The sequence below is a fragment of the Ignavibacteriota bacterium genome (genome assembly GCA_016708125.1).
In the GTDB taxonomy this organism is placed as follows: Bacteria; Bacteroidota; Ignavibacteria; order Ignavibacteriales; family Melioribacteraceae.
In genome coordinates, this window is the sequence record JADJGF010000001.1 from 3,439,049 (window position 1) to 3,465,297 (window position 26,249).

Genomic DNA, 26,249 nt, shown 5'->3' on the forward strand with positions numbered 1-26,249 from the left:
GTCACATCTTTTTTAATGTGACCACAAATTTTAAGACTTGTCTAAATCATCATTAACTTCATCATCCAAACTATCATAAATACCTGGAATTGTCTTTTCGGTATTTTCTTTAATCGGCTCAGCAGTTATTATTTTATTCAGCTCTTTTACTTTTTTATTCTTTTTATAAATGATGAAAATACTTACTAGAATAATAACTGCAAGAATTGCAATTATTCCATAAATAAATTGAGATTTTGTTCCGCCGATAATTTTTTTCCATTCATCAATTTTCTTATCAATATTTACTACTTGTTCATTTTTGATGAGATTATTATTTAATAAAACCGGAATCCATTTTTCTTTTACAATTGAGCTCCAAACATTTTCTGAAAAGAAAATAAATTCACTATCATCTTGAACGCCAAGTTTATCAGAACCAGCAATTTTCCCATCAATGAATGAAATTATGTTTGATTCAAATTCTTTAGCATTAAGAAATAACGGAACATTAATATTATTAGATTTAAATTCTTCGTGAATTGATCTGAATATAGATTTATCTATTGCTCTATCCCAATTAACCATTAAAGAATCTATTTGTACCAATTTATCTTTATTTTCTGTATCCGTTGAATAAATATCAAATAATTTTGGACCAAAATGTTTCCATCTATCATCAAATTGATTATACTCATTTCTCAGAACATTTAAGTCATCAGCGGTTAATAAACTCGCGTTTAAAAAGTCAATGTTATCAGAAGCAAGATTGCTGATATTGTCAATCAAACTTGTATTTTTTAATTTTGTTCTAATTTCTTTCAGTTCAGCATCATTTAAAGTTTCTAATTTGTGTTCTGCCGACATGAAAATATTATCCATAATTTCTTTAATTAATGTATCTCTTTGCGAAATTCCTTGTCGAAGTTCGGTAATTACTTTATTTAAAGAATCAATTGTGTGCTTTGTTGCACCAAACCCGGATCTAATAGCTCTTAATTCTGCCATTAATTTAATATTCGTATTTCTTAAAGTATTTAATTCGGAAGTTAATTTTGCAAGTTCATCAGAGATTTGTTCGTAATTTACGCGCAGAGTTGAAACTTGAGTATTTAAATTAGAAATCTCATCAATTTTTTTTCTTGAATACTCAGTTTTTTTATCAAGAGATGTAAATGTCGATTCAAAATTGCTTGGATACAAAGCTCTATTAAGCAATTCTTTGTTTCCCCTAAACTCATTTTTAAATTCTTCAATTTCCTTATGAATTTTATCTAATTCATCCGGAGTTTTTGCGTATTCAATTGCAATTTCAAATGATCGCTGACGACTTTTGAATTCTTGAGTAATTCTAAAATCAGATTGACTAAAAATATTTGTAGTCAAAAATGATATAATTAAGTAAAAAGCTAAAAATTTAGCCAATTTTATTCTCCTTTTATTCCTTCAGAAGTTAAATATGCAACATGGTCTTCGCCTTCAAGTAATTCTATATAAGGCAAACGTTGATTGAAAGCAGGAAGATCTAAGCCAAATTCCGAAACATTTATTTTATTTTCTAATGAAAAAGTTCCATTATCAGCTTTAAATACGTAAACATTTTTAAATCCGGTAGCAACCATAAAATAATAACCTTTTGTATCTCTAATTATTCTAACAGATTCTTTTTTATAAGAAGTCGAATCTTCATATTCCGCTAAAAATAATCCTTTAACATTTGCCGAAAATGAAAATCTTGATTCACTCACTGTTCCGTCATCCGAAACGTCTAAAACACTTTCTATTGGCCAGGCAAAATCGACTGGTTCTAAAACAATTTGTGAACAGCCGAATAAAAAAGCAAATAATATTGAAATTCCAATTTTTTTCATATTATCCCAAAAATGTTTAAAAATATTCTGTTTTAATAAATTTAAAAGTTTATTAGCGTTTAAATTTAATTGTATTATATTAATAAACAAAGTTAAAAATAGTGTTAATAGTTTTTCTGAATTTCCGATAATAAAAAATATAATTTCGATTTTTACAATTTATGGTTAATATTTTGGATTCAAATAATAATAAAATAGATGACGGCTCTTTAGATAAATTACTTGTTTTGGAAGAAGCAAAACGACTAAAAACAATTTTTTTGGATAATATGAGTCACGAATTGCGAACTCCGATTACTGTAATTTTGGGTTATGCCGGAATACTTTATGAAGAATTGAGAGATCCGGATTTGAAAGAAATGGCCGAAATTATCTTAAAAAGCAGTAATCGCTTAACTGAAGCTTTAAATTTACTTTTAGATCAATCAGATGTTGAAACTGAAAGATTGAAAGTTGAACTTAAGGAAGAAAATCTTTTTGATTTTCTGAAAGAAACGGTAAATGTTTACAAACCTGTTGTTGAAGATAAAGGTTTACAAATCAATTTTAATTGTGAAGTTGAAAACGCAAAATGTAAACTTGATAAAAAAATGTTTACAAAAGTGATGACAAATTTGCTTAATAATGCAATAAAATTTACCGAAAAGGGAAGTATTTCAATTTCGCTAAAATTGGATGACGAAAAACAAAATTATATTGTTGAAGTTGAAGATACGGGAATTGGAATTGCTAAAGAAAAATTATCATTAATTTTTGAAGCATTTCGTCAAGTAAGTGAAGGAATGAACAGACTTTATCAAGGAATTGGTTTGGGATTATCGGTTTCCAAAAAATTTGTAGAAATTATGAACGGCGATTTATCGGTAAAAAGTACTTTAAATAAAGGAACAATTTTTACAATTAAAATTCCAGCTTTCAGTTAAATTTACCTTTTAATTTATCCCAAATTCCTTTGCCAATTAAGTTATCAACGTTAATTAAAATCTTTTTCAACACAATTAAAATATCCGTATCGCCGGCCCAATATTTTTTTATAATTTGCGGATCAATTGAATTTATCATTTCGTTTAAAATGTAAGCGGCAATAGCAATATCATCCATATAACCAATTGGACCAAGAAAAACTTCCGGCAATAAATCAATCGGCGAAATAAAATATGCAATTGCAGAAACTAATTTTACTTTTTTACTTTGCGGAACTTCGGAATCTTGCACAAGTTTTATCAACAAATAAAAAATATCCGGTGCAAGCATTATAAACTCTCTCCATTTGTGATTTAGAGAGGCTTTCTCATCCAACCATTTTGTAATATTGGATCTAAGTTTTAAATAATATTTTTCTTCTTTTTCCATCAAATTAAATTTAAAATTATTTTGAAATTCTGTTTAAACCATTTAATGCCGCAACTCTATAAGCTTCTGCCATTGTGGGATAGTTAAAAGTCGTATTGATAAAATACATTAATGTGTTTGCTTTTCCTTCTTGAGCCAAAATTGCTTGCCCGATATGAATAATTTCCGCAGCACCGTAACCAAAACAATGAACACCAAGAATTTCCAAAGTTTCTCTATGGAATAATAATTTTAACATGCCCGTTGTTCTTCCGGTAATTTGCGCTCTTGCCAAATGTTTGAAAAGGGAATGACCAACTTCATAAGGAATTTTTTTCTCTGTTAAATCTTTTTCGGTTAAACCGACTGAGCTAATTTCCGGAATTGTATAAATTCCGGTTGGAATAAATTCAACAAGTTTGTGCTCGCAAAATCCATTTACTAAATGAGTTGCGCAAAATCTTCCTTGATCATAAGCGGCGCTTGCCAAGCTTGGATAACCTATTACATCTCCAACTGCATAAATGTGAGGATGAGCTGTTTGAAAATTTCCGTTTACTTCAATTGAACCTCGAACATTTCCTTTAATTCCAATATTTTCTAATCCCATTGAATCCGAATTTCCGGTTCTTCCTTGCGCCCAAAGTAAATAGTCGGTTCTAATTTGCTTATTAGATTTTAAAAATAATGTAACTCCGTTTTCATCGGCTTCAACTTTTTCATATTCTTCATTGTGGCGAACCAAAACACCGTTTTCTCTTAAATGATATGCAAGCGCATCAATAATTTCATCATCCAAAAAAGTTAATAATTGATTGCGTGTATTTATCAAATTTACTTTTATCATCAATCCTCTAAAAATTGATGCATACTCACAGCCAACAACTCCGGCGCCGTAAATTGTAATACTTCGCGGATTATCTTTAATATCCAAAATAGAATCGCTGTCTAAAATTCGTGGGTGAGAAAAATCAATATCCGGCGGATGATATGGTCTTGATCCAGTTGCAATTACAAAATAATCTGACGAATATTTCTTCTTACTTCCGGATTCATTAGTAACTTGAATATTATGTTCATCAATAAATTCAGCGGTTCCGTCAAGTATTTCAACTTTGTTTCTTTCGTAAAAACTTTTTCTTAATTGATATTGCTGACTTACAACTTTTTCCGTTGATTTTAAAATCGTTTGATATGAAATTCCATTTAAGGAATCCGTATCGGAAATAATTTGACTTGCGTGACGCAAAGCCTTACTGGGTATTGTTCCTTTGTGAGTGCAGCTTCCGCCAATGTTTGAGAACTTATCGCAAATTGCAACTTTTTTCCCTTCCTTTGTTGCTTTCATTGCCGCACCTTCGCCGCCGGGACCACTTCCAATTACAATTAAATCAAATTGATTTGACATTTTATTCCAAATTTTAAATTCAAATTCTTTGCAAAATTATTTTAAGATCATCATTTTTTTTGACAAACTTCCAAAATCAGTTTTTAATGTGTAAAGATAAACTCCGCTTGATAATTTAGATGCATTAAAATTGTATGAATGAAAACCATTTCCTAAATTTATTTTGTTCAAAATTACACCGCTTTCTTCGCCTAAAGAATTATAAATTCTTAAATCAACATTACTTTCCTTTGGTAAATTAAATGAAATTTTCGTCGTAGGGTTAAACGGATTTGGATAATTCTGTGCAAGATAAAATTCGTTTGGAATATTTTTTTCATCAACCGAAACACTGCCTTTTTCTAAATCTAAAATTACAATTGGAAATCTTTCACAAGTACTTCCGTTTGTGTAAAGGATTTCTAATTCCGGATCAGAATCCAAATTTGCCAAAGAAACAATATCATATCTTCCGGGATTTGCAGTTGGATAAAGTGAATCAATTACCGAAATTTGATAATTATTTGAATCGGAAATTTCTCCTCCTTGATATTCCATTCGCAAAATAGAAACTGCCGGAGTTGATGCTCTTGTTCCAAAAATAAAATCCAAATTTCCGTCATTATCAAGATCGCCAAACGCATCATGTCCGCCGTTAATTCTTCCATCTTTTGTAATTAAATTTGCATAATTAGCAATTATATTTGTTGTTAATTCTTTTGATTCATTTTCTTGAATTAGCAAAACTTTATTTTGAATATTTGTGCTGTCTAACTGCCATCCGCCGATTACAATTTCTTCTTTTCCATCATTATTTAAATCAACTGTATTTGAAGATTTCCAAGAACCGCCGGGAATAATATTTTTTACATTTTCTAGAATTGTATAATTTCCGTTATCATATTTTACGGGAGTTACACTTCCATCCGAGTGAAATAAATAAATTGTTTTTCCAATTCTTGCAATATCATAAATTGCACTTTCTGCCAAAGTTGTTCCCAAACCGGAAAATTCCATTTCCCAAACTTCACTTCCGTTTCCGTTATCCGGAATTGTAGAAACGGAAATTATTCCAAATCTGTAATTAACTTCTCTATCGGCAAAAATTAATTCGTCTTTTCCGTCATCGTCAATATCAAAAAGGAAAAATCTAAACGGACGAACTTCAAAATTATCTTGATCGGTAATTGTCCACTTTGCACTTGGAGTTTCATATCCAAAATTTAATTTACCCAATTTATCATTTCCGTTTGCTTCCCAAACCATAATTCTAACCGGATTTTCATTATTTTCGCCAAAGTAATTTGATGGCGCCCAAATTATTTCATGCTTTCCATCTTTATCCCAATCGCCGTGAGTTGTTGGAGCCCAGCTATTTTGTTGAAGAATATCACGGCTGTATTCATCCCAAACTAAATTCCATTTTGTTCCATCAAATTCGTATTTATAAATTCTTGGAATTAATTCATTTCCGCCAATATCGTTCATATTATTTACAGCATAAATTTCAATAATCCCATCGTTATCAAAATCAACGCCGGCAATAACTTCGCCAAATCCGCAATTTTCTATTTCCGGAACTAAAATGCTATCGATTCTAATAAATTTATCGGACTGAGGAAATATTAATGTTGATGAAAAAATTAAAGCACAAATTGAATAATATAAGTTTAGATGTCTTTTCATGGAAATCCTTTTAATTATAATTTGTGAAATATGTTTGAGTTGAGTTTGAATATATTAAAAAAATAATTTGCAACAAAAATTTATTTTATAACTTCGGCTTCTTCAAGCCAAAGAATTTCGCAAGCACCGCTTCCGTTATCATCTCTTTTTAGTGAAGTTTTCCATATAAATTTTGAATCTTTGTCTTTAACATTTACAAGATATCCTTTTAGTGAAATTATATTACCATTTTTAATTTCATCTAATTGATTTTCTACTTCTTCATTAGCGGGAATTATATGAATATTTGAGCCGTTTAATTCCACTTCTTTTCTTGGAATAGGGAATTGTTTTGTTCTCCAAACATACCATCTGTGCTGCTGTTTGATTTCAAATTTATCAACAATTGTTTGATCAGACATTTTTCCCCAGCCGACTGCAATATCGAGCGGAGCAAAATTGCTCATTTTATCATTGCTGTAAGTTTTTAGATGTAATGCCTTGCATGTGCTTTCGAATTTTGCAATTGCCGTAATTGTATATTCATTATGCAGCCAAATTTTTTGTTTAGGTAAAATTTCTTGATAGGGAGGATTTGGTGCTAAAATTCCGGGGGGTTGTTTTATTTCGTTAGTTTTGAAAATAAAATAAAGTCCGGCAATAATTAAAACCGGACTTATAATTTTTAGAATTTTTTTCAAATTATTGTACAATTCCCATTAATTCAATTTCAAAAATTAAAGCTGCATTTGGACCAATTGTTGGACCGCTGCCTCTTTCTCCGTAACCTAATTCCGATGGAATATAAACTTCAAATTTATCACCGACTTTCATAAGTTGTAAAATTTCTGTCCATCCTTTTATAACTCCGGATACTCCAATTTCCAAAGGCTGCCCGCGTTTGTATGAATTATCAAATTCGGTTCCGTCTAATAATCTTCCTGCATAATGAGCTTGAACTTTGCTTGTTAATTTTGGTGATTCTCCGGTCCCGCTTTTCATAACTTTATATTGTAAACCGCTTGGCAATGAAATTACACCTTCTTTACTTTTGTTTTCTGCAAAAAACGCATCGGCAGCAACTTTATTTTTTTCGCCGGATTCTTTTTGTTTATTTTGTTGTTTTAACACCATTTCTGCTTGAAATTTTTGCATTACATTTTGCAATTCTTCGGTAGTTAAATTACAAGTATCTGCAAGTCCGTCTTTTATTCCGGAAAGAAAAACTTCTGGTTCTATTTGAATTTCTTGTTGTTTTAAGTTTGCACCAATATCATAACCAATACTGTAACTAACTGAATCTTTCATCGTTTCCATTTTTGGATTTTTATCAGTTTGGCTGCAAGCTGTAATTGAGAAAAAGACAACTAAAGAAAATATCAACATTTTTTTCATTTTTAATCCTTATAATTATTACGTTTATTTTAAAAAATTGAACGATAAGTTACCCTTTATTTATTTAGAATAAAAACATTTATGGAAAATTTTTCCGATAAGAATTATATAAAATCCCACATAATTGAAACTATAAAACTTGCTGTTCCGGTTTCTATTGGGCAACTCGGACATATAATGTTAGGCGTTGTTGATAGTTTTATGGTTGGAAGGATTGGAGCCGAACCGCTTGCTGCTGCAGCTTTAGCAAACGGATTATTTTTCCTAATTATGGTTTTGGGAATTGGAATGAGTCACGCAATTACTGTTTTGGTTGCAATTGCAAAAGGAGAAAATAATCATAAATTTTGCGGAATTATTTTACGTCAATCATTAATTCTTAATGTTTCATTCAGCATAATTTTAACAATTCTTGTTTTAATTGCAGCAAATTTAATTGATTATTTAAATCAAGAAAAAATTGTTGCGGATTTAACAAAATCATATTTATCAATTTTAGCAATTTCTATTTTTCCTTTTATGATTTTCCAAACTTTCCGCCAATTTGTTGAAGGATTATCATACACAAAACCACCAATGTATATAGCAATTGCTGCAAATTTTATAAATTATTTTGGAAACTGGATTTTAATATTTGGGAATTTAGGATTTCCAGCATTAGGATTAAACGGTGCCGGAATATCAACATTATTAACTAGAATTTTTATGGCATCTACTATGATGATTTTTGTTCTGAATTCTACAAAATATAAAGAGTATGATGTAAAACTAAATTTCAGAATAATCGATTTTAAAATAATAAAGAAGATTTTTAATATCGGATTTCCAAGCGGAATAATGTATGCATTTGAAGTTGGAGCTTTTGCGTTTGCGGCAATTATTATCGGCTGGCTGGGAAGTGTTGCTTTAGCTGCTCATCAAATTGCGTTAAATCTTGCTTCAATTTCTTACATGGTTGTTTTGGGAATTTCATCAGCCGCAACAATTAGAGTTGGTAATTATTTGGGAAGAAAGGATTTATTAAATGTAAAACGCGCCGGATTTTCCGCAATATTTTTGGGAATGTGTTTTATGGGTTTAGCGGGAATTACATTTATTCTATTTAATAATTTACTTCCGGCATTTTACATAAATGATGAAAATGTTATAAAAGTTGCTTCGTCACTTATAATTATTGCTGCACTTTTTCAACTTTCTGATGGAATTCAAGCTGTGGGAATGGGAGCATTAAAAGGTTTAGCTGATGTAAAAATTCCGATGATAATTACATTAGTTGCATATTGGTTAATTGCATTACCCGCCGGATATTTTTTTGCATTTATATTGAATTATGATATTATCGGAATTTGGATTGGACTTTCAATTGGATTAACTGCTGCAGCGACTTTATTTGTAATAAGATTTTATAAAAAAATAAATAAACTTAAATCAGATGGAGATTAAACTCCATCTGATTTTTGCATTCACTACTATTTATTAAATCTTCCTCCGTTTTTCATCGGATCTCCGTCATATCCTAATTTTTTCCAATCTAATCTTTTTGTCCCTTTTGTTCCATGGCAGTCCGTGCACGAAAGAGCATTATCGCCGCTAACTACCATATGATTTATCGGCCAGTACATTTCGGTTTCAATAAAATCAAATTTACCGGAGTAAGCTAAATTTACGCTTTTCATTCCCAATTCTGTTGCACCATCCCAATTAAAAGTTTTCCAATATCCGCCTTCGCCAAATAATTTTGGAACTGCTAAATAATTATTTTCCGAATCAAAAATTTGTTTCCCTCTCATTACTTTGAATGGAGCAATTTTTGATTTTGTGTCTTTAATGTTGCCGGTTAACGAATTTAATTTTACAACTTCATTAGGATTTATTTTATCACCAATTTGATAATAATCTATTTGTCCGTTATGCCAGCCATACTCCGGAACAACATTTTTCTGCCAAACAAAATCGCCTTTCATTTTTTCATATTTAGACATTCCGAATTCATCTTTTTCTGCGGGTTTATCTTTTCCTGCAGTTGACCAATCCCACCAAGTTTTTGTTGGCATTTCTCTTGCAAAAGTTGGAATATGACAAGTTTCGCATGCAACCGAAGCTGAATGAGTATTTAATATTTTTTTATCGTGAGGAGTTCCTTTATGGCAATCAATACAATTTAAGTGATTTGTATTTTCCATCATTGAGCCGTGACTTGCGCCAAGTATTTTATGATTTTCTCCCGCATGACATTCAGAACATTCAAATCCATTTCCTCCCATATGTACATCAAGTTCTGCCGAAGGATTTAATAAACTTTCATCAAGATCACCATGTTTTACACCAGTTCCGCCGCCGCCGTTAAAATGGCAAGTTCCGCAATTTTTCTTTGTAGTTTTTCCAACACTTTGTGCAGCAGCAACTAAATCAACTTTTGCATCCGGCATTCCGGCTCCGGTTGGAGTTTTAGTATAAGTTCCAGACTGATCATGACAAACTAAACAATCAATATTTTCACCTTTTGTAAAATCAAAAGTTTCATCTTTCCAACTATAACTGATATGGCAGCTTGTGCATCTTGGCCAATTTGAAGGAACTGCGATACAAAAGTTATTGATAATATTTTGTTTACCAAACTTTACTTTTTCACCATGTTTATTTTCAAATTCATTGCCAAGCCAATTCCAATGTCTCGTTTCCATAATTTCGGTATCAACGCCTTCATGGCATTCAAGGCAGTTCGCTGTAACTTCTTGAGGCGTATTAAACGGTCCTTCAATATGTTCGGAATGATCTTCTTGTGCATTAAGTTTGCTAACCAAATAAAGTACAATTATTAGAAATATTATCTTTTTCATTCGACTCCTCTTAATAAGATATTGGTAACTTAATATATTCTAAAATAATAATCAATTTTTTTAAAAATAGATTTTGAATCAAACTTTAATTGAGCCTTTCATTTAAAATGTTTATTTTTAACAAAATTATTGCAAAGGAAAATTTTGGAAAGATTTGTTAAAAATGGTGATTCAGTAAAAGTTCATTTTACTGGAACTTTAGAAGACGGAAGGATTTTTGATTCATCAATTGATAGAAAACCGCTTGCGTTTAAAGTTGGTTCCGGACAAGTTATACAAGGTTTTGATGAAGCTGTAATTGGAATGCAATTAGGTCAAGAAAAAACAATTAACATAAATAGTGATAAAGCTTACGGTCCAAGAGTTAAAGAATTAATTGTAAATGTTGAAAAAGAAAAATTTCCCCAAAAGTTAGAAATTAAAATAAATCAACATTATAAAATTCCTATTGAAGATGGGGAATCAATGGTTGTTAGAGTTACAAATATTTCCGAAAACACAATAGAATTAGACGGAAATCATCCGCTTGCCGGAAAAAATTTAACTTTTAAAATAACTTTGATAGAAATAGAAAACTAATTATTCTCAGTTTCTTCTTTCTTTTCATTATCCGCAACAAATTTTTTGATATCATCTAAAAATTCAAGAATTGCTTTGGCTTTATTCAATCCAAAAGTAAATGGATATTTTGTACTTCCGGCAACTGGTAAGGAGATAATAGCATTTCCTTTATATTCGCCAACTGTAGCTGTAAGTTTTTGATCTGTCATTTTCGTTCTCCGGCAAATTTGTTTGTAAATAAATTTATATTAAATTATTAGAAAATTTACTAATTTGCAAATAAATAAATTTACTTTTATAAAAAAAAATGGTTACAATTCTTGGTTATAATAATTCGGAAAACGAATTCCTAAATAAAATTCTTTCTCAAAAAAATATTGATTTCAAATATTCCTTGGTTGAAAATCAAATTACTTCAGCCGAAAAAATCATTATTCCTCAACCTCAAAATTTCAATTCCGCATACAAAAAAATGCAAATGATGAATTTATTCAGTTTTTTAAGATTGATAAAAAAACCAATTCTTGGAATAAATGACGGTTTTTGTTTTATGTGTAATGAAATTTTAGACAAATATAAATGTGGTTTAGGTTTTTTTAAACTTGATGTAAACTCAAGTTCGTTTGGTGGAAATTCAGAAAATTTTGTAACCGGTAAAATTCAAGTTAAGGAAGAATCTCAATTATTGAAAACGGAATTTAACAATTACGAAATTAAATTTGATCAAAATTCTAAAATGAAGGATTGTGAATTTAGCAAATCAACTATATTATTTGATGAAAAAATATTTACACTTACTTGCGAAAATCAAAATTATTTTTCTGTTGAAATGAATTTTGATCTTAATCCGGAAATTGGCGAAAATATTATTTCAAATTTTGTAAAAATATAAGTAACTATTAAAATTTTTCTAAAATGTATTTTCAAATCCAAATACTCTTAATCTATTTGCAAATATCAAAAGAGTCAAGATTAGCTGTATCTACTTTATTTTAATTTTTATAAATTAGACTATGAAAAAGTTAGATTTTTATATCGATAAACTTACAAACTCAATAGAAAATGTAAAATCCGGTGATAACTTTAATACGGAAGTTTCTTTAGTTAATAAGATTGAATTAAATTTAATAACAAAAAAAACTAAGTGGTTGTTCGATTGGGAAAAAGAAATAAATTATACGGAAAGAGATGTTTATAAATTAACAATAACTAATAATCCATTCATAATTCAAGGCTTAATAAGTATAGAAGTTAAAGAAGATCATGTATATATTCACCTTTTGAAAGTGCATCATTTAATATTGGAAAAGATAAAATATATTTGGGTGTTCCGGGAAATTTAGTTGCGTTTGCTTGTAAGCTTTCTTTTCAACGCGGATGCGATGGCTATGTTGCATTTACGGCAAAAACAAAGTTGATAAAACATTATATTTCAACTTTAGGCGCTTCAAATATAGTAGGAAATTTAATGATAATTAATAACGAATCAGCATTAAAACTTATTAACAAATATTTTTAGGTAATAAAATGAACTTAATTAAAGAACCGTTGAATGTTGATTTATATATTGAATCAAAACAACTAACGGAAAAAGAAAAACTGATAATAAGTAACCTCATAAAAGCAGACAAAAAAAACAGAGTAAACGAGTTTCATTGCGAAGAAGTAAAAAAATTAAAGAAACTCTTTAAGTTGGTTTCGTATTGTATTAACATAAAAAGTTATTTTATAAATAATCATTCAATCTTTAATTTCATACCTTAAAAATCTTTCTTGATTACCATAAACTTATTTAATTAGTTTAATTATAAAAATTAGTGAATTTTATGAAATTCATTTACCCCAGAAGAAAAACCGAACTTGGCAATTACGCTAAACAGAATATTGAACACAAACTAACACCAATAACATATCAAGAATATTTAGTAGAACTATTAAAATATATTGGTAAACGAGAAGATGCTAGAATATTACGACAAATTTTAAGTTTTCAGAAAGAGAGAAAAATTGAACTTTGGAAAAAGTTTCTCTCAGAAAAGCAAACATTTGCTCCTTGGATGCTGGTATTGGATTCTGTAAATAATTCTGCGGTAATTTCTAATTCTTTTTTCGCAAATTCTTTTATCTCAAATCTCACATCTAACATCTTCCGTTTTACTTTTTCATTTTTCACATTATTCTTTGCCAACAAAGTATTTTCCCAATCCGTTTCAGTTACCGGAAGAGTAGTAGATGAAACTATACAAACTCCATTATCCAATGTTACAGTTAACGTCCACACTTCATATAATAATTCTGATCATAGAGTTGAAACCGGAATTACAGATAACAATGGAAGATTTTTAATAAATGCATCGCTTACAGATATAAAAAATGAAAAAATAATATATGACAAATATTCAATATCAGAAGCATATCCCAATCCTACTTCGGGTATTTCAAGTGTAGAATTTGGTGTTCCCAAACAATCAAATGTTACACTAAAGGTTTTTAATGTTTTGGGTGAGGAATGTTTTACCAATAATTTCTTAACTAGCAGCGGAACTTGGAGAACCGGTTTAGATTTAAGCAATTACGCAAATGGTTTTTACATAGTTGGTCTTTATTCCAACGGAAAACTAATAAAAAGTACAAAACTTATTATTGATAAACACACAAGTAACGGCAATCTTTTGCCTCTTACACAAATTACAAATATTAATACACAAACCTTAAAAAAAGAAAAGAGTCTGTAAAATAATTTGTGTAAATGGGATTTATCATGATTAAAATTCCTGAAATCTATCCTTAAAATAAACAGAAAAATTAGAAAGAATAAGCGCCCAATTATGATCCGTTAGCTAACGGAGGCATCGTCCATTTTTAGATAAATCTCTGTAAGCCAAATATAACATTTTTTTAAGAGCATCATCGTTTGGGAAAAGAGCTCTGTTTTTAGTTACTTTTCTAAATTGACGATGCACAGATTCCACTGCATTCGTGGTATAAATGACCGTTCTAATTTCTTGGGGATATTTGAAAAATGTAGCAAGATTATTCCAATTATTTCTCCAAGATCTGATAGCAAGAGAATATTTATTTGTCCAGTTTTCTTCCAAAGAGTCAAGATTTAATAAAGCAGCTTCTTCAGTTGGAGCTTTATAAACTTCTTTTAGTTGATTCATAAATTTCTTTTGGTCTTTTGAAGCAACATATTTTAGGGTATTTCTAATTTGGTGAATAACACAAAGCTGGATTTCAGCTTTTGGGAAAACAGAATTTATTGCTTCGGGGAATCCTTTCAATCCATCAATTGATGCAATGAAAATATCTTCAACACCTCGATTCTTTAGTTCTGTTAAAACATTAAGCCAGAAGTTTGATCCTTCTGCTTCACCGACCCATAATCCAAGTAGATCTTTGTGTCCTTCTATATCAACCGCTAAACAGGTATATGCAGCCTTTGATACTACTTTCTTTGATTCATCTCTTACTTTGTAATGGATAGCGTCGAAGAAAACTATAGGATATATTTTCTCAAGAATTCTATTTTGCCATTGTTCGGCAAGTACAACTATTTTATCTGTAATATTCGAAACTAAAGTAGGGCTAATATCTATTCCGTAAAGTTCTGTAATATGTGTTTGTATGTCTCGAGTTGTCATTCCTTTTGCATACATGGATATGATTTTATTCTCTATTGGCCCAATTGTTTTTTCATACTTTTTTACAATTATTGGATCAAATTCACCATTGCGGTCTCTGGGGACAGAAATCTCAATTTCACCGTCCGTTAGCTAACGGATCATTCTTGAGTGATTTATGTGTTTTCCCATTTCTATAATTACCATTGTTTTTGCCAACTGGTGAATATTTTCATATCCTAAGTGTTCGGTTAGTTCACTTTCTAACATTTGTTCTAAAGTTCCAGCTAATAGTTTTTTAATAGCTCCGTCTTTACCCATTAAATCATCGTATGTTTTTGCTTTGGTAAGATCGGCTTTTAGTTGCTCGATCATTTTTTCGGTGAGCTCCATTGTGTAATCTCCTTTCGGATTTGGTTAATAAGTTAGTGATTTTTTTGCATAATTAAATGCTGTTCCGCTACGCTTCACAGCATTTAATTAAACCTCTTTATTAACCATTTACACAAAACTTTTTACACTACCTTTAAACAAAAAAGCCTTCTAAGTTATTGTTTTAGAAGGCTTATGTTTGTGGGCCCGGAGGGACTTGAACCCCCGACCCTCTGATTATGAGTCAGATGCTCTAACCAACTGAGCTACAGGCCCTAAAAATTGCGTATGCAAAATAACACAATCATTTTTTGAAATCAATAAAATTCTATATCTATCATTATTTATCAATTCATATTTTTTTTAATGCTGATATATTTTTATTTTAGTAAATCGTATCTATTAAAAGGATGATTTATGGAAAATAATTTATCTTCATTCAAACCTTATATTTCTGCAAAAGATTTTATTCCGGAATTTACACCAAAAGCTATTATTCTCGGCGCAATTTTTGGAATTATTTTTGGTGCCGCAACTGTGTATTTGGGTTTAAAAGTTGGATTAACCGTAAGTGCTTCAATCCCAATTGCAGTATTATCAATTTCGGTTTTTAAGCATATTGGAAAATCAACAATTTTGGAAAATAATATTGTTCAGACTATTGGATCTGCCGGGGAATCGGTTGCGGCTGGTGTGGTTTTTACAATTCCGGCTTTGCTTTTTTTACCCGGCGGTCAAGATTATTTCCAATATTTTCAGATTTTTGTTTTGGCTTTAGCTGGAGGAATTTTAGGCGTACTTTTTATGATACCTTTAAGAAGATCATTAATTGTTAAGGAACATGGAAAATTACCTTTCCCAGAAGGAACAGCATGTGCTGATGTTTTAGTTGCTGGTGAAAAAGGCGGAAAACTTGCACAAAAAGTATTTTATGGATTAGGTATTGCCTTCGCATATAAATTTTTAATGTCGATTTTAGGATTGTGGAAAGATGTTCCGACTTATATTTTTAATAGAAAATCTTCACTCCCAAATGGTACTGTAACGGCAGAAATTACTCCAGAACTTTTAGGTGTTGGATACATTATCGGTCCCAAAATTTCCGGAATCATGGTTGCGGGCGGTGTTTTATCTTGGTTGGTTTTAATTCCATTAATTACTTTGTTGGGAGACAATTTAACTCAAGCATTTCCACCGGCTTCAAAATTAATTTCGGAAATGAGTCCGCGGGATATTTGGAATAATTATATTAGATACATTGGTGCCGGCGCAGTAACGTTTGGCGGAATAATTACATTGATTAGAACTTTCCCAACAATAATTAGTGCGTTTAAAGATTCATTTAAGAATTTAAAAGAATCAAAAAGCAATAATAATGTTGAAATATCTAGAACTGAAAAAGATATTCCATTAGTTTACGTTTTAATCGGAAGCGTTATTTTAGTAATATTTATGGCAATAATTCCAAACATTCCCACAAATCTTTTATCATCATTAATGATCGTAGTTTTTGGATTCTTTTTTGTTACAGTTTCCTCAAGAATTGTTGGATTAATTGGTTCTTCATCTAATCCAATTTCCGGAATGACAATTGCAACTTTGATGGCAACAGCTCTTATTTTTGTTGGAGTTGGTTGGACTGGCGATATGTATCAGCCAATAGTATTAATTGTTGGATCAATAGTTTGTATTGCTTCAGCAAATGCCGGAGCGACTTCTCAAGATTTAAAAACCGGATATATAGTTGGCGCAACACCAATAAAACAACAATTAGGTTTAATAATTGGTGTAGTTGCATCATCATTTGTAATTGGAGCAACTGTTCTTTTACTTAATAATGCATTAGGAATTGGCGCAATTACACCAGACCATCCAACACCGTTACCAGCACCGCAAGCAACACTAATGGCAACAGTTATTAAAGGATTGTTGAGTCAAAATTTACCTTGGGGTTTAGTAATTGTTGGAATGGGAATTTCCGCAGTTATGGAATTAAGCGGGGTTAGATCATTACCGTTTGCTGTTGGCGCTTATTTGCCATTATCTACAACATCACCAATTTTTATGGGTGGTTTAATAAAATTGATTGTCGATAAAATTAAGAAAAGTGATAAAGAAGAATCTGAAATTGGACCGGGAGCACTTTTTAGTTCTGGTTTAATAGCCGGTGGAGCTTTAACCGGAATTTTAATTGCAGTTATGATTGGAACAAATTATAATAATAAACCAATTGCCGAATATTTCAATACCGGAATTGCCGAAAATTTTGGAAGTGCCGGAGATTTAATTTCAATAATAATTTTTGTTGCGCTTGCATTCACACTTTTTAAGTTTGCTTCATCAAAAGAATAAGCATTAGGATTTTTATGAATAATAATTTTGATCAAAATTTAGAATTAAAACAACAGCCATCATCTTTATTTAGGTGGCTGATTTTAGTTATTATTAGCTTGGCAATGTTCGGAAATTACTATGTTTATGATAGCATTGCACCAATTGCAGATATGCTAAAACAAGATTTAGGATTTAGCGATGAGAATATTGGGCAGATGTACTCTATTTATAGTATTGCAGCAATTTTTATTCTAATTCCCGGTGGAATTTTTATTGATAAATTCGGCACAAAAATCTCAGTTTTAGTGTTTGGAATAATTTGCACTATTGCTGCGGTAATTCCAACTTTATCATCGGATTTAACAATTATGCTTGCCGGGAGATTATTATTAGGAATCGGCGCTGAGCCATTAATTGTTGCAATTACCACTGCTCTTGCAAAATGGTTTAAGGGAAAGGAGTTGAGTTTTGCTTTCGGAATTAATTTAACAATCGCCAGACTCGGATCAGTTGCCGCAGATAATTCACCAACTTGGGCAAATCCATATTATATAAATTGGCATGATCCACTTGTACTTTCAGCAATAATTTCAATTTCATGTGCAATTGGCGGAATTGCGTATTGGCTCCTTGAAAACTCCGCTGAAAAAAAATATTCAATTGGGCAAGCCGGGCAGACAGACAAATTCGTTTTATCTGATATGTTTAAATTCAGTAAATCATTCTGGTATATTGTTGCTTTGTGTATAACATTTTATTCGGCAATTTTTCCATTTAGAAGTTTTGCAATTAAATTCTTTATGGAATTTCATGGAGAAAGCAGAGAGTTTGCCGGATTCTTAAATAGCTTGCTCCCAATTTCCGCAATGATTGCAACGCCGTTGTTTGGATTATTTGTAGATAAAGTTGGAAACAGAGCACTTTTTATGATGCTTGGTTCATTTCTTCTGCTTCCGGTTTATTTGATGTTTGTCTATTCAGATATTTCACTTTATGTTCCAATTTCCATGATGGGAATTGCATTTTCGTTAATTCCAGCAGTAATGTGGCCCTCTGTTGCATATATTGTTGAACAAAACCGACTTGGAACTGCATATTCATTAATGACTTTAATTCAACAAATAGGCTTAGCCGGATTTAATTGGATGATTGGCGCAGCAAATGATTATGGAAAAGCAAGTGCAGAAAACCCAGCCGGTTACGAATACGGAATGTGGATTTTTTCTGTATTAGGATTTTTAGGTTTACTTTTTGCATTTCTCTTGCGGAAATCTGAAACCGGAGCACATGGTCATGGATTAGAAAAAGCCGGAACAGTTTAAATGTTAGGAAATGAAAGTATTTATCCAATTAGAGAATGTGAATTTATTGAAGAAAATAACTTGGTAACAGTTTTTTATCTTAACAAACATCCAAGTTTTATTGAGAAAATATTTTTTCGAAATCAATTAAAAAAGCCTCATAAAATTGATTTAGACGACGTCGGTAGTTTTATTTGGCATCTTTGTGATGGCAAAAACACTATTGATCAAATAGTAGAAAAAGCTAAAAATCATTTCTCCGAAAAAATTGAACCGGCAAATCAAAGAGTTGAGCTTTTCATCAACCAAATGAATAATAACAAAATTATTAAATTGTATCAAAGGAAATAATTTTAGGGTGAAATATGGAATTAAGTAAACTTGATAAAGCATCAATAATTGCAATTAAAGATTGTATGGGTACAAAAAAAAATGAAAAAGTTCTTGTAATTACAGATGAAAATAAAAGAGAAATCGGTTATTCCCTATACCAAAATGCAATTAAACTTGGTTACGAAGCTTTCATAATTGAAATGAAATCACTTGAATATAATGGTGAAGAACCGCCAAAATTAATTGCTGAAGCAATGAAAATGGCAGATGTAATTTTGTGTCCAACTACAAAATCTTTAACTCACACAAATGCAAGAAGGGAAGCTTCGACATTAGGAAAACGCATTGCTACTTTTCCGGGAATTACCAAAGAAGTTATGATTCGCGGATTAAGTGCTGATTATATTAAAATTTCCACTTTGACAATTAAATTGGCAAAATTGATTGATAAAACGGAAATTATAAAAGTTACAGCCCCAAATGGAACTGATATTACTTTGAATGTAAATGGAAGAAAAGGTTTTGCGAGTAAAGGACTTTTTCACAAAAAAGGTGAAAGCGGAAATTTGCCAACCGGCGAAGCATTTGCTTCTCCCGTAGAAGGAAAATCAGAAGGAATTTTTGTTGCAGATGGTTCATTTGCGGGAATTGGTGTATTGAAAACTCCAATAAAGATAAAAGTTGAAAAAGGTTTAGCAACGGAAATTTCCGGTGGTATTGAAGCAAAAAATTTAATTGAAATGCTTTCGAGATTTGGTAAAAAGGGAAGAAATATTGCAGAAATTGGAATTGGTACAAACGATAAAGCAAAATTAAGTGGAATGCTTTTGGAAGATGAAAAAGTTTTAGGTACAGTTCATATAGCGTTGGGAGACAATAAATCTATGGGCGGAAATGTTAATGTCCCAATTCATCTGGATGGAGTAATTTTAAAACCAACCGTATATTTTGATGGAAAATTAATAATGCAAAATGGGAAATTATTAATAAAATAATATTTTAATTAAAATTCTATAAATGATTATAATTTAACATGTTAACAAAACGACTTAAACTTGAAAATATTGCAAAAAGTTGGATTGCACTTTGGAATTCTCCGATAAATTTAAAGTCATTTGAAGAATTGCATTCTGAAAATTTTATTGATTTGTCATCATCCGGAAGACCATCAGATAAAAATGGTTTTAGACAAGGTATTATAAAATTGTTGGAAGCATTTCCGGATTTGAAAACTGAAATTGATTCAATTTTAGTTGATGAATTAAAATCTCAAATTGCTGCTAGATGGCATTCCGTTGGTAAAAATAAGTTAAAATATCTTGGAATTGGTCCCACAAATAAAATCACCGAAATAACCGGAATTGAGATAATTGAGATTGAAAATGAAAAAATTATAAAAAGATGGGGCGAATGGGATATTACAAATCATATAAATCAATGAAATATTAGATAAAGCATATTATTTTATTGGCCACAAAAAACAACAATTCGATTGTCCACAAAAATAATCACATTTCAAACACAAATCTTTGAAATTGGTGCTAAAAATTAGTAAATTTGCCGTCTTGAAAAAATGAGGTAATAGTGAAAATTCTTAATGAACTTAATCAACAACAAAGAGAAGCTGTAGAATTTAATAATGCTCCCAATATGATTGTTGCCGGAGCTGGTTCAGGAAAAACAAGGGTATTAACTTATAAAATTGCTTATATATTAGAAAATGGATATGATGCTTCATCAATTCTTGCGTTAACTTTTACAAATAAAGCTGCAAAAGAAATGAAGGAAAGAATTGTTCACCTTATTGGTTCTAAAGCAAATGAAATGTGGATGGGAACTTTTCACTCTATATTTGCAAAAATATTAAGAACGGAAGCTTCAAAAATTGGGTACGAACCAAATTTTTCAATTTATGATAGAGAAGATTCTGTTTCTCTTGTAAGTAATTGTCTTCAATCATTAAATATTTCTTTGGATAGTTTAAACGCATCTTCTGTTCAGCATAGAATTAGTTTTTTAAAAAACCAAATGGTTACTGCTGAAGAATACAGTAAACATGTTGCATCAAATTTAATTGAGAAAAAAATTGGTGAAGTTTATCTTGAATATAATAAAAGGTTAAAGCTAAATAATTCAATGGATTTTGATGATTTGCTTATTAAACCGATAGAATTATTTAATGTAAATCAGAGAATTTTAGCAAAATATAGAAGTCAATTTAAATATATTCTTGTTGATGAATATCAAGATACGAACAAAGCCCAGTATGAGCTTTTAAAACTTTTGGCAACTCCGAAAATTAAAATCTGTGTTGTTGGCGATGATGCACAAAGTATTTACGGATGGCGCGGTGCAGATATAAATAATATGCTAAATTTTGAAAAGGATTTCGTAAAAGCAAAAACTTTTAGATTAGAACAAAATTATAGATCAACGGGAAAAATATTAAAAGCGGCAGATTCAATAATAAAAAACAATTTGAATCAGATTAAAAAAACACTTTGGACTAAAAATAATGAAGGCGAAGATTTAACAATAATCCGCAGCACAGATGAAAAAGATGAGGCTTTTTTAATTGCCAAACAAATTAAAAAGGAAGTAACTTCTCGTAAAATATCTCTAAATGATATTGCAATTCTTTACCGAATAAATTCGCAATCAAGAGCTTTAGAAGAAGCGCTTAAAAGAGAAAAAGTTCCGTATAAAATAATTGGCGGCGTTGAATTTTACAGAAGAAAAGAAGTTAAAGATTTAGTCGGATATTTAAGAATTCTTGCAAATCAAGAAGATGAAGAAAGTTTATTGCGAATTATGAATTTTCCGCAGAGAGGAATTGGAAATACTTCAATAAGCAAAATGATTGACTTTGCGCGAAAATTAAATATTTCACTTTTTACAACAATGTCCCGAGTTTTTGAAGTAATTGAAGTTAAAGAAAGAATACAGAAAAATGTTAAACAATTTAAATTACTTTTAGATAAATACATTAAACTAAAAACTCAACTTTCTCTTCTGGAACTTACTTCAGCTTTGGTTGATGAATTGGGAATTTTAAAAGTTTACAAGGAAGAAAATACTCAAGAATCCTTGCAAAGATATGATAATATTCAAGAATTGCTAAGCGGAATTGCTGAATTTACTAAATCAAAGCCGGATGCAACAATTGATGATTTTCTCGCGGAAGTTTCATTAATTACAGGACTTGATCAATATGCTGATGAACATAATTCAATTACACTTATGACAATACACAGTTCTAAAGGACTTGAATTTCCGGTTGTTTTCATAACCGGCTGCGAAGAAGATATTTTTCCTTTAAATCCCAAATTTGATTCTGACTCAAGAATTGAAGAAGAACGAAGACTTTTTTATGTAGCGTTAACAAGAGCTAAAACAAAAATTTTTATTTCATATGCAAGATCAAGATATAGATTTGGAGAAGTAGCTTATCAGAGTAAATCAAGATTTTTAGATGAACTTGATCCTGAAACTTTAGATGAAGAAAATAAAGCTGCAGCAAGAAAAGGCGGAAGAAGAAGAAAAGCATTCTACGACGAAATGTATCAGGAAGATTTTGATGATTACAATCAGGAAAGAAGATCTTTTAGAGTTGGCAGCAGAATTACACATGAATTATTTGGAAATGGAAAAGTTTTAAAAATTTCCGGTGCCGGTGATATGACGAAGGTAACAATTGCTTTTGAAGAAAAGGGAACCAAAACACTTTTGTTAAAATTTGCAAATATTCATTTAGCTTCATAAATTTTTCATTTACTTGAAAAGAAAAGCCCAACATAAAGTTGGGCTTTTGTGTTTTAAATTGGATTTAATAAAACTTCTAATCACTTGCCATAATAAATAATGGTTTTGATTCGAAACTCTTATAATGAGGTCTTAATCTATCAACATTGTAATATTTATCAACATCAACAACTTTTTTGAAACTTGTTACAATTTCAATGGGAGCATTATCATATCTTCCATTTTTAAGTGTAACTAAACGACCCGATGTTCCTTCAAGAACTAAATCTAAAGCTAAATTTCCGTAAGCCATTGGAACTATTGAATCGATTGCATCAGGATCACCGCTTCTTACCATATATCCTAATCGCTGGTTAATTACATTAACTCTATGACCTTTATTAAATTTTGGTGAAAGATCTTTCATTTTTTTAGAAACCAAGTCACCAATTCCGCCTAATTTTTTATGACCAAACATATCGGTTTCGTTATCTTCAAAAGTCATTTCTGTACTTTCTCCAATCATTGCACCTTCCGAAACTAAACAAACAGAATATTTACTTGGATTTTTCATTCGGTCTTCAACCATTAATTCAGTTAACCGATCAATGCTAAATTTATGTTCAGGAATTACACATCTGTTAGCTGCACCAGCCATAGTTGGTAACAAAGCAGAAAATCCTGCATATCTTCCAAAAACTTCAATAATTAAAAATCTTTCGTGTGATCCGGCACTCGTTCTAAGCGCGTGTGTTATTTCAATTGTACGAGTTACACAGGTACTAAAACCAATACAATAATCTGTTCCTGGAACATCGTTATCCATTGTTTTCGGAATAGCAATAACTTTCATTCCCTGATCATGTAAATGTTTTCCATAACTTAATGTATCATCTCCGCCAATTGGAATTAAATAATCTAATCCCATAAAATCAATATTCTGCAATACTTCAGCGGTTAAATCATTAATTTCATTTGTGTACTTATCTTTAAGATGTTCTGGAACATTTGGGTTTGGAACATGACTTGCTCTTGTACGAGAAGAGTGTAAAAATGTACCTCCAGTTCTACCTGCACGATTTACAATATTTTCTGATAATTCAATGAAGTTTTCACTGTTATCATATTGTTTGTCACGTACAATGTCAATCATTCCGCCCCAACCGCGACGAATTCCGATTACACGATATCCTTCTCTTAAGGCTCGAATTGTTACGGCACGAATTGCGGGATTTAAACCCGGAACATCACCGCCACCGGTTAGAATTCCTATTGTACCTCTTATTTTGTTAATATTACTCATTATTTCTCCACATGGTAATTTTAGTTAATTTATTTCTTCAGCTAATGAAATTTCTAAGAAGATTTATTTGCGTTTGTAAATATAAATTATTTATCCATTTTATGCGAAAAAGAAAATAATCCTTGAACATCTTTTTAATAAATTTTGAATAAATATTCATTTTAGATTTGTGAAATATATAAAAAAAAGAGATTGGTTTTATAAAAATGGTGTTAAATTTGTGAGTTAAATTCTGGTTATTTAATCAAGTTAGAGAATTTAGAATCGAAAAATAAAAAAGTCCGGTTTTGCCGGACTCCAAATATTAAATTTGATAAATATTCTTAGTTTTCAATAATGGCTAAAATATCGCTTCTTTGAATAATTTTATAATCTTTTCCATCAAAAGAAATTTCTTCGCCGCCATATTTTCCAAATAATACTTTATCGCCAACTTTTAGAACTTTTTGTAATTCTTCGTCAGTTCCAACTGCTTCAACATTTCCCATAGTTGGTTTTTCTTTTGCTGTATCCGGAATTATAAGACCTGATGCAGTTTTTGTTTCAGCTTCTACAAATGATACAAGAACTCTGTCGTCCATTGGTTTAACTTTCATGGTTTCTCCTATATTTATTTTATGTTTAACAAATTATTAATTTTTGGTTTATCAAACCCAACAATTGGTTTATTGTTTATCAAAATAACCGGAACACCAGTTGTTCCAGCGCGTCTTTGCATATCCAACGCAGCTTTTTGATCTTTTGAAACATCAATTTCTGTAAATCTTATGTTTTTTTCTCTAAAATATCTTTTTGCGGAAACACAAAAACTACAAGTTGGCGTTGTGAACATAATAACTTTTGGTTGTGCAGTTGTACTCATTTTTTCTCCGTCAATTATAGAAAATCAATATAATTTGATGAAGAATTCCGTAAAAAGTTTCAGAAATATAAATTTGTAAGTCAAAATTTACACAAAAAAATATAAAAAAATAGTTAATTTTATTTGATTCAATAACACTTTAGTTATTTATGAAAAATAAAATTTCAATATCAGTAATAATAATCTTCACACTTTTTAATTTTATTAATTGCAAAGAAAATAATATGGAAAAATTAGAAACGATTTTGGATACAATTAAAAATACATATGCTCCTGATAAAAGAACGGCAATTTTTAATATTCAATCGGAATTTAAAGATGGAAAAATTTTTATTACCGGTGAAACAGATAAAGATGAAGCTAAGAATGAACTAATTTATCAACTAAAAATTAATGAACTTGATGCAGAAATTGATTTAAATGTTTTACCGGATGAAAATCTCGGTGATAAAAAATTTGGAATAATTAATTTATCTGTTGCAAATCTTAGAACAAATCCAAATCATTCAGCGGAATTAGCTACCCAAAGTTTGTTGGGAACTATTGTAAATGTTCTAAAAAAAGAAAATGATTGGCATTTAATTCAGACTCCGGATAAATATATTTCTTGGATTGATGAAGATGGAATATTTTTAGTAAATGAAACCGAAGTTGATATTTGGAAAAAAAGTGAAAAATTTATTGTTAATAAAAATTATTCCGTAGTTTATCAAAATCCTTCTTCAGAAAGTGAAATGATTTCTGATTTAGTTTTGGGTAATATTCTAAAATCTGTTGAAGTGAAAAAAGATTTTGTAAAAGTTGAATTTCCGGATTTGCGTCAAGGTTTTATAAATACTGAAGATATTCAAAATTTTGAAATTTGGAAAAAAGATACAATTTCAACAAGTGAAAAAATAATTTCTTCAACAAAAACTTTTATTGGAATTCCATATTTGTGGGGTGGAACTTCATCAAAAGGTTTGGATTGCAGTGGATTTACAAAGACAATTTATTTTATGAACGGAATAATTTTACCAAGAGATGCTTCTCAGCAAGTAAATGTTGGAAAATTGATAAGCTTAGAAAACAATTTTGAAAATTTACTTCCGGGAGATTTATTATTTTTTGGAAGAAAAGAAACGCAAACAGAAAAAGAAAAAATTACTCACGTTGCATTATATATTGGGGAAGGAAAATATATTCACGCTTCCGGAAGAGTTAGATATAATAGTCTTTTTAAAGATTCGGAAGATTTTAATGAATATCGGTTTAATACTTTTATCAGAGCAAAAAGAATTCTTGGGAATTTTGATTCCAACGAAAATTTGGTAAAGAATAATTTATTTTATAAATAAAATTTTGATTAAT

24 protein-coding genes, 1 tRNA gene and 2 pseudogenes are annotated in these 26,249 nt (G+C 30.4%); 13 read left to right on the top strand and 14 right to left on the bottom strand.

The window, feature by feature from the left end; all coding sequences use genetic code 11:
• Positions 1-30: 30 nt before the first annotated feature.
• Positions 31-1,404, bottom strand: coding sequence for a hypothetical protein (locus IPH62_14785; protein MBK7106541.1), 1,374 nt, complete (start codon positions 1,402-1,404; stop codon positions 31-33).
• A 2-nt stretch (positions 1,405-1,406) separates the two neighbouring features.
• Positions 1,407-1,850: a hypothetical protein gene (locus IPH62_14790; GenBank protein MBK7106542.1), complete on the bottom strand. Its 444-nt coding sequence runs from the start codon at positions 1,848-1,850 to the stop codon at positions 1,407-1,409.
• 161 nt (positions 1,851-2,011) lie between these two features.
• Here IPH62_14790 and IPH62_14795 point away from each other — a divergent pair, with 161 nt between their 5' ends.
• Positions 2,012-2,773 carry a HAMP domain-containing histidine kinase gene (locus IPH62_14795; GenBank protein MBK7106543.1) on the top strand — a complete coding sequence of 254 codons (762 nt, stop codon included), beginning with the start codon at positions 2,012-2,014 and terminating at the stop codon, positions 2,771-2,773.
• Here IPH62_14795 and IPH62_14800 read toward each other — a convergent pair.
• The 5 genes from IPH62_14800 to IPH62_14820 all read right to left on the bottom strand — a co-directional run bounded on the left by IPH62_14800 (position 2,766) and on the right by IPH62_14820 (position 7,551).
• Positions 2,766-3,203: a DUF1232 domain-containing protein gene (locus tag IPH62_14800; GenBank protein ID MBK7106544.1), complete on the bottom strand. Its 438-nt coding sequence runs from the start codon at positions 3,201-3,203 to the stop codon at positions 2,766-2,768. The genes IPH62_14795 and IPH62_14800 overlap by 8 nt on opposite strands.
• Before the next feature lie 16 nt (positions 3,204-3,219).
• Positions 3,220-4,590, bottom strand: coding sequence for a Si-specific NAD(P)(+) transhydrogenase (gene sthA, locus IPH62_14805; protein ID MBK7106545.1), 1,371 nt, complete (start codon positions 4,588-4,590; stop codon positions 3,220-3,222).
• Between the two features lie 36 nt (positions 4,591-4,626).
• Positions 4,627-6,255: a T9SS type A sorting domain-containing protein gene (locus IPH62_14810; protein MBK7106546.1), complete on the bottom strand. Its 1,629-nt coding sequence runs from the start codon at positions 6,253-6,255 to the stop codon at positions 4,627-4,629.
• Between the two features lie 80 nt (positions 6,256-6,335).
• A complete protein-coding gene (locus tag IPH62_14815) occupies positions 6,336-6,935 on the bottom strand; it encodes a hypothetical protein (protein ID MBK7106547.1) in 600 nt (199 codons plus the stop codon).
• A gap of 1 nt (position 6,936) precedes the next feature.
• Entirely contained in the window at positions 6,937-7,551 is a 615-nt protein-coding gene (locus IPH62_14820) for an FKBP-type peptidyl-prolyl cis-trans isomerase (protein MBK7106548.1), read from the bottom strand.
• A 159-nt stretch (positions 7,552-7,710) separates the two neighbouring features.
• Between IPH62_14820 and IPH62_14825 the strand changes: the two genes are divergently transcribed.
• Entirely contained in the window at positions 7,711-9,072 is a 1,362-nt protein-coding gene (locus IPH62_14825) for an MATE family efflux transporter (GenBank protein MBK7106549.1), read from the top strand.
• Between the two features lie 26 nt (positions 9,073-9,098).
• Here the strand turns inward: IPH62_14825 and IPH62_14830 are convergent, their stop codons facing one another.
• Positions 9,099-10,469, bottom strand: coding sequence for a tetrathionate reductase family octaheme c-type cytochrome (locus tag IPH62_14830; GenBank protein MBK7106550.1), 1,371 nt, complete (start codon positions 10,467-10,469; stop codon positions 9,099-9,101).
• Positions 10,470-10,613: 144 nt separating this feature from the next.
• Between IPH62_14830 and IPH62_14835 the strand changes: the two genes are divergently transcribed.
• A complete protein-coding gene (locus tag IPH62_14835) occupies positions 10,614-11,048 on the top strand; it encodes a peptidylprolyl isomerase (GenBank protein MBK7106551.1) in 435 nt (144 codons plus the stop codon).
• Here IPH62_14835 and IPH62_14840 read toward each other — a convergent pair.
• Complete coding sequence (locus IPH62_14840; GenBank protein ID MBK7106552.1) at positions 11,045-11,239, bottom strand: hypothetical protein; 195 nt, start codon at positions 11,237-11,239, stop codon at positions 11,045-11,047. The two genes, IPH62_14835 and IPH62_14840, sit on opposite strands and share 4 nt — an antisense overlap.
• 98 nt (positions 11,240-11,337) lie before the next feature.
• Between IPH62_14840 and IPH62_14845 the strand changes: the two genes are divergently transcribed.
• The 3 genes and pseudogenes from IPH62_14845 (at position 11,338) to IPH62_14855 (ending at position 13,765) form a co-directional block, all read left to right on the top strand.
• Positions 11,338-11,922, top strand: coding sequence for a hypothetical protein (locus IPH62_14845; GenBank protein ID MBK7106553.1), 585 nt, complete (start codon positions 11,338-11,340; stop codon positions 11,920-11,922).
• A 121-nt stretch (positions 11,923-12,043) separates the two neighbouring features.
• A pseudogene (locus IPH62_14850) lies at positions 12,044-12,549 on the top strand (hypothetical protein).
• Positions 12,550-12,856: 307 nt separating this feature from the next.
• Positions 12,857-13,765, top strand: coding sequence for a T9SS type A sorting domain-containing protein (locus tag IPH62_14855; protein ID MBK7106554.1), 909 nt, complete (start codon positions 12,857-12,859; stop codon positions 13,763-13,765).
• A 30-nt stretch (positions 13,766-13,795) separates the two neighbouring features.
• Here IPH62_14855 and IPH62_14860 read toward each other — a convergent pair.
• A pseudogene (locus IPH62_14860) lies at positions 13,796-15,046 on the bottom strand (IS256 family transposase).
• 181 nt (positions 15,047-15,227) lie between these two features.
• A tRNA-Ile gene (locus IPH62_14865) sits at positions 15,228-15,301 on the bottom strand.
• Positions 15,302-15,442: 141 nt separating this feature from the next.
• Between IPH62_14865 and IPH62_14870 the strand changes: the two genes are divergently transcribed.
• From IPH62_14870 to IPH62_14895, 6 genes are all read left to right on the top strand, one after another.
• Positions 15,443-17,377, top strand: coding sequence for an oligopeptide transporter, OPT family (locus IPH62_14870; protein ID MBK7106555.1), 1,935 nt, complete (start codon positions 15,443-15,445; stop codon positions 17,375-17,377).
• 14 nt (positions 17,378-17,391) lie between these two features.
• Entirely contained in the window at positions 17,392-18,681 is a 1,290-nt protein-coding gene (locus IPH62_14875; GenBank protein ID MBK7106556.1) for an MFS transporter, read from the top strand.
• Complete coding sequence (locus IPH62_14880) at positions 18,682-19,011, top strand: PqqD family protein (protein MBK7106557.1); 330 nt, start codon at positions 18,682-18,684, stop codon at positions 19,009-19,011. It abuts the gene before it with no gap.
• Between the two features lie 14 nt (positions 19,012-19,025).
• Entirely contained in the window at positions 19,026-19,988 is a 963-nt protein-coding gene (locus IPH62_14885; protein MBK7106558.1) for an aminopeptidase, read from the top strand.
• A 38-nt stretch (positions 19,989-20,026) separates the two neighbouring features.
• Positions 20,027-20,434 carry an ester cyclase gene (locus tag IPH62_14890; GenBank protein MBK7106559.1) on the top strand — a complete coding sequence of 136 codons (408 nt, stop codon included), beginning with the start codon at positions 20,027-20,029 and terminating at the stop codon, positions 20,432-20,434.
• A gap of 143 nt (positions 20,435-20,577) precedes the next feature.
• Entirely contained in the window at positions 20,578-22,755 is a 2,178-nt protein-coding gene (locus tag IPH62_14895) for a UvrD-helicase domain-containing protein (GenBank protein ID MBK7106560.1), read from the top strand.
• A gap of 76 nt (positions 22,756-22,831) precedes the next feature.
• Here the strand turns inward: IPH62_14895 and IPH62_14900 are convergent, their stop codons facing one another.
• The 3 genes from IPH62_14900 to IPH62_14910 all read right to left on the bottom strand — a co-directional run bounded on the left by IPH62_14900 (position 22,832) and on the right by IPH62_14910 (position 24,899).
• A complete protein-coding gene (locus IPH62_14900; protein MBK7106561.1) occupies positions 22,832-24,037 on the bottom strand; it encodes an ATP-dependent 6-phosphofructokinase in 1,206 nt (401 codons plus the stop codon).
• 323 nt (positions 24,038-24,360) lie between these two features.
• Positions 24,361-24,633 (bottom strand): co-chaperone GroES, encoded by a 273-nt coding sequence (locus IPH62_14905; protein ID MBK7106562.1) that lies wholly within the window; start codon positions 24,631-24,633, stop codon positions 24,361-24,363.
• Between the two features lie 14 nt (positions 24,634-24,647).
• The gene (locus IPH62_14910) at positions 24,648-24,899 is read right to left on the bottom strand and encodes an NrdH-redoxin (GenBank protein ID MBK7106563.1); all 252 of its coding nucleotides are present in this window, start codon (positions 24,897-24,899) and stop codon (positions 24,648-24,650) included.
• Positions 24,900-25,048: 149 nt separating this feature from the next.
• Between IPH62_14910 and IPH62_14915 the strand changes: the two genes are divergently transcribed.
• Complete coding sequence (locus IPH62_14915; protein MBK7106564.1) at positions 25,049-26,236, top strand: C40 family peptidase; 1,188 nt, start codon at positions 25,049-25,051, stop codon at positions 26,234-26,236.
• Positions 26,237-26,249 lie beyond the last annotated feature (13 nt).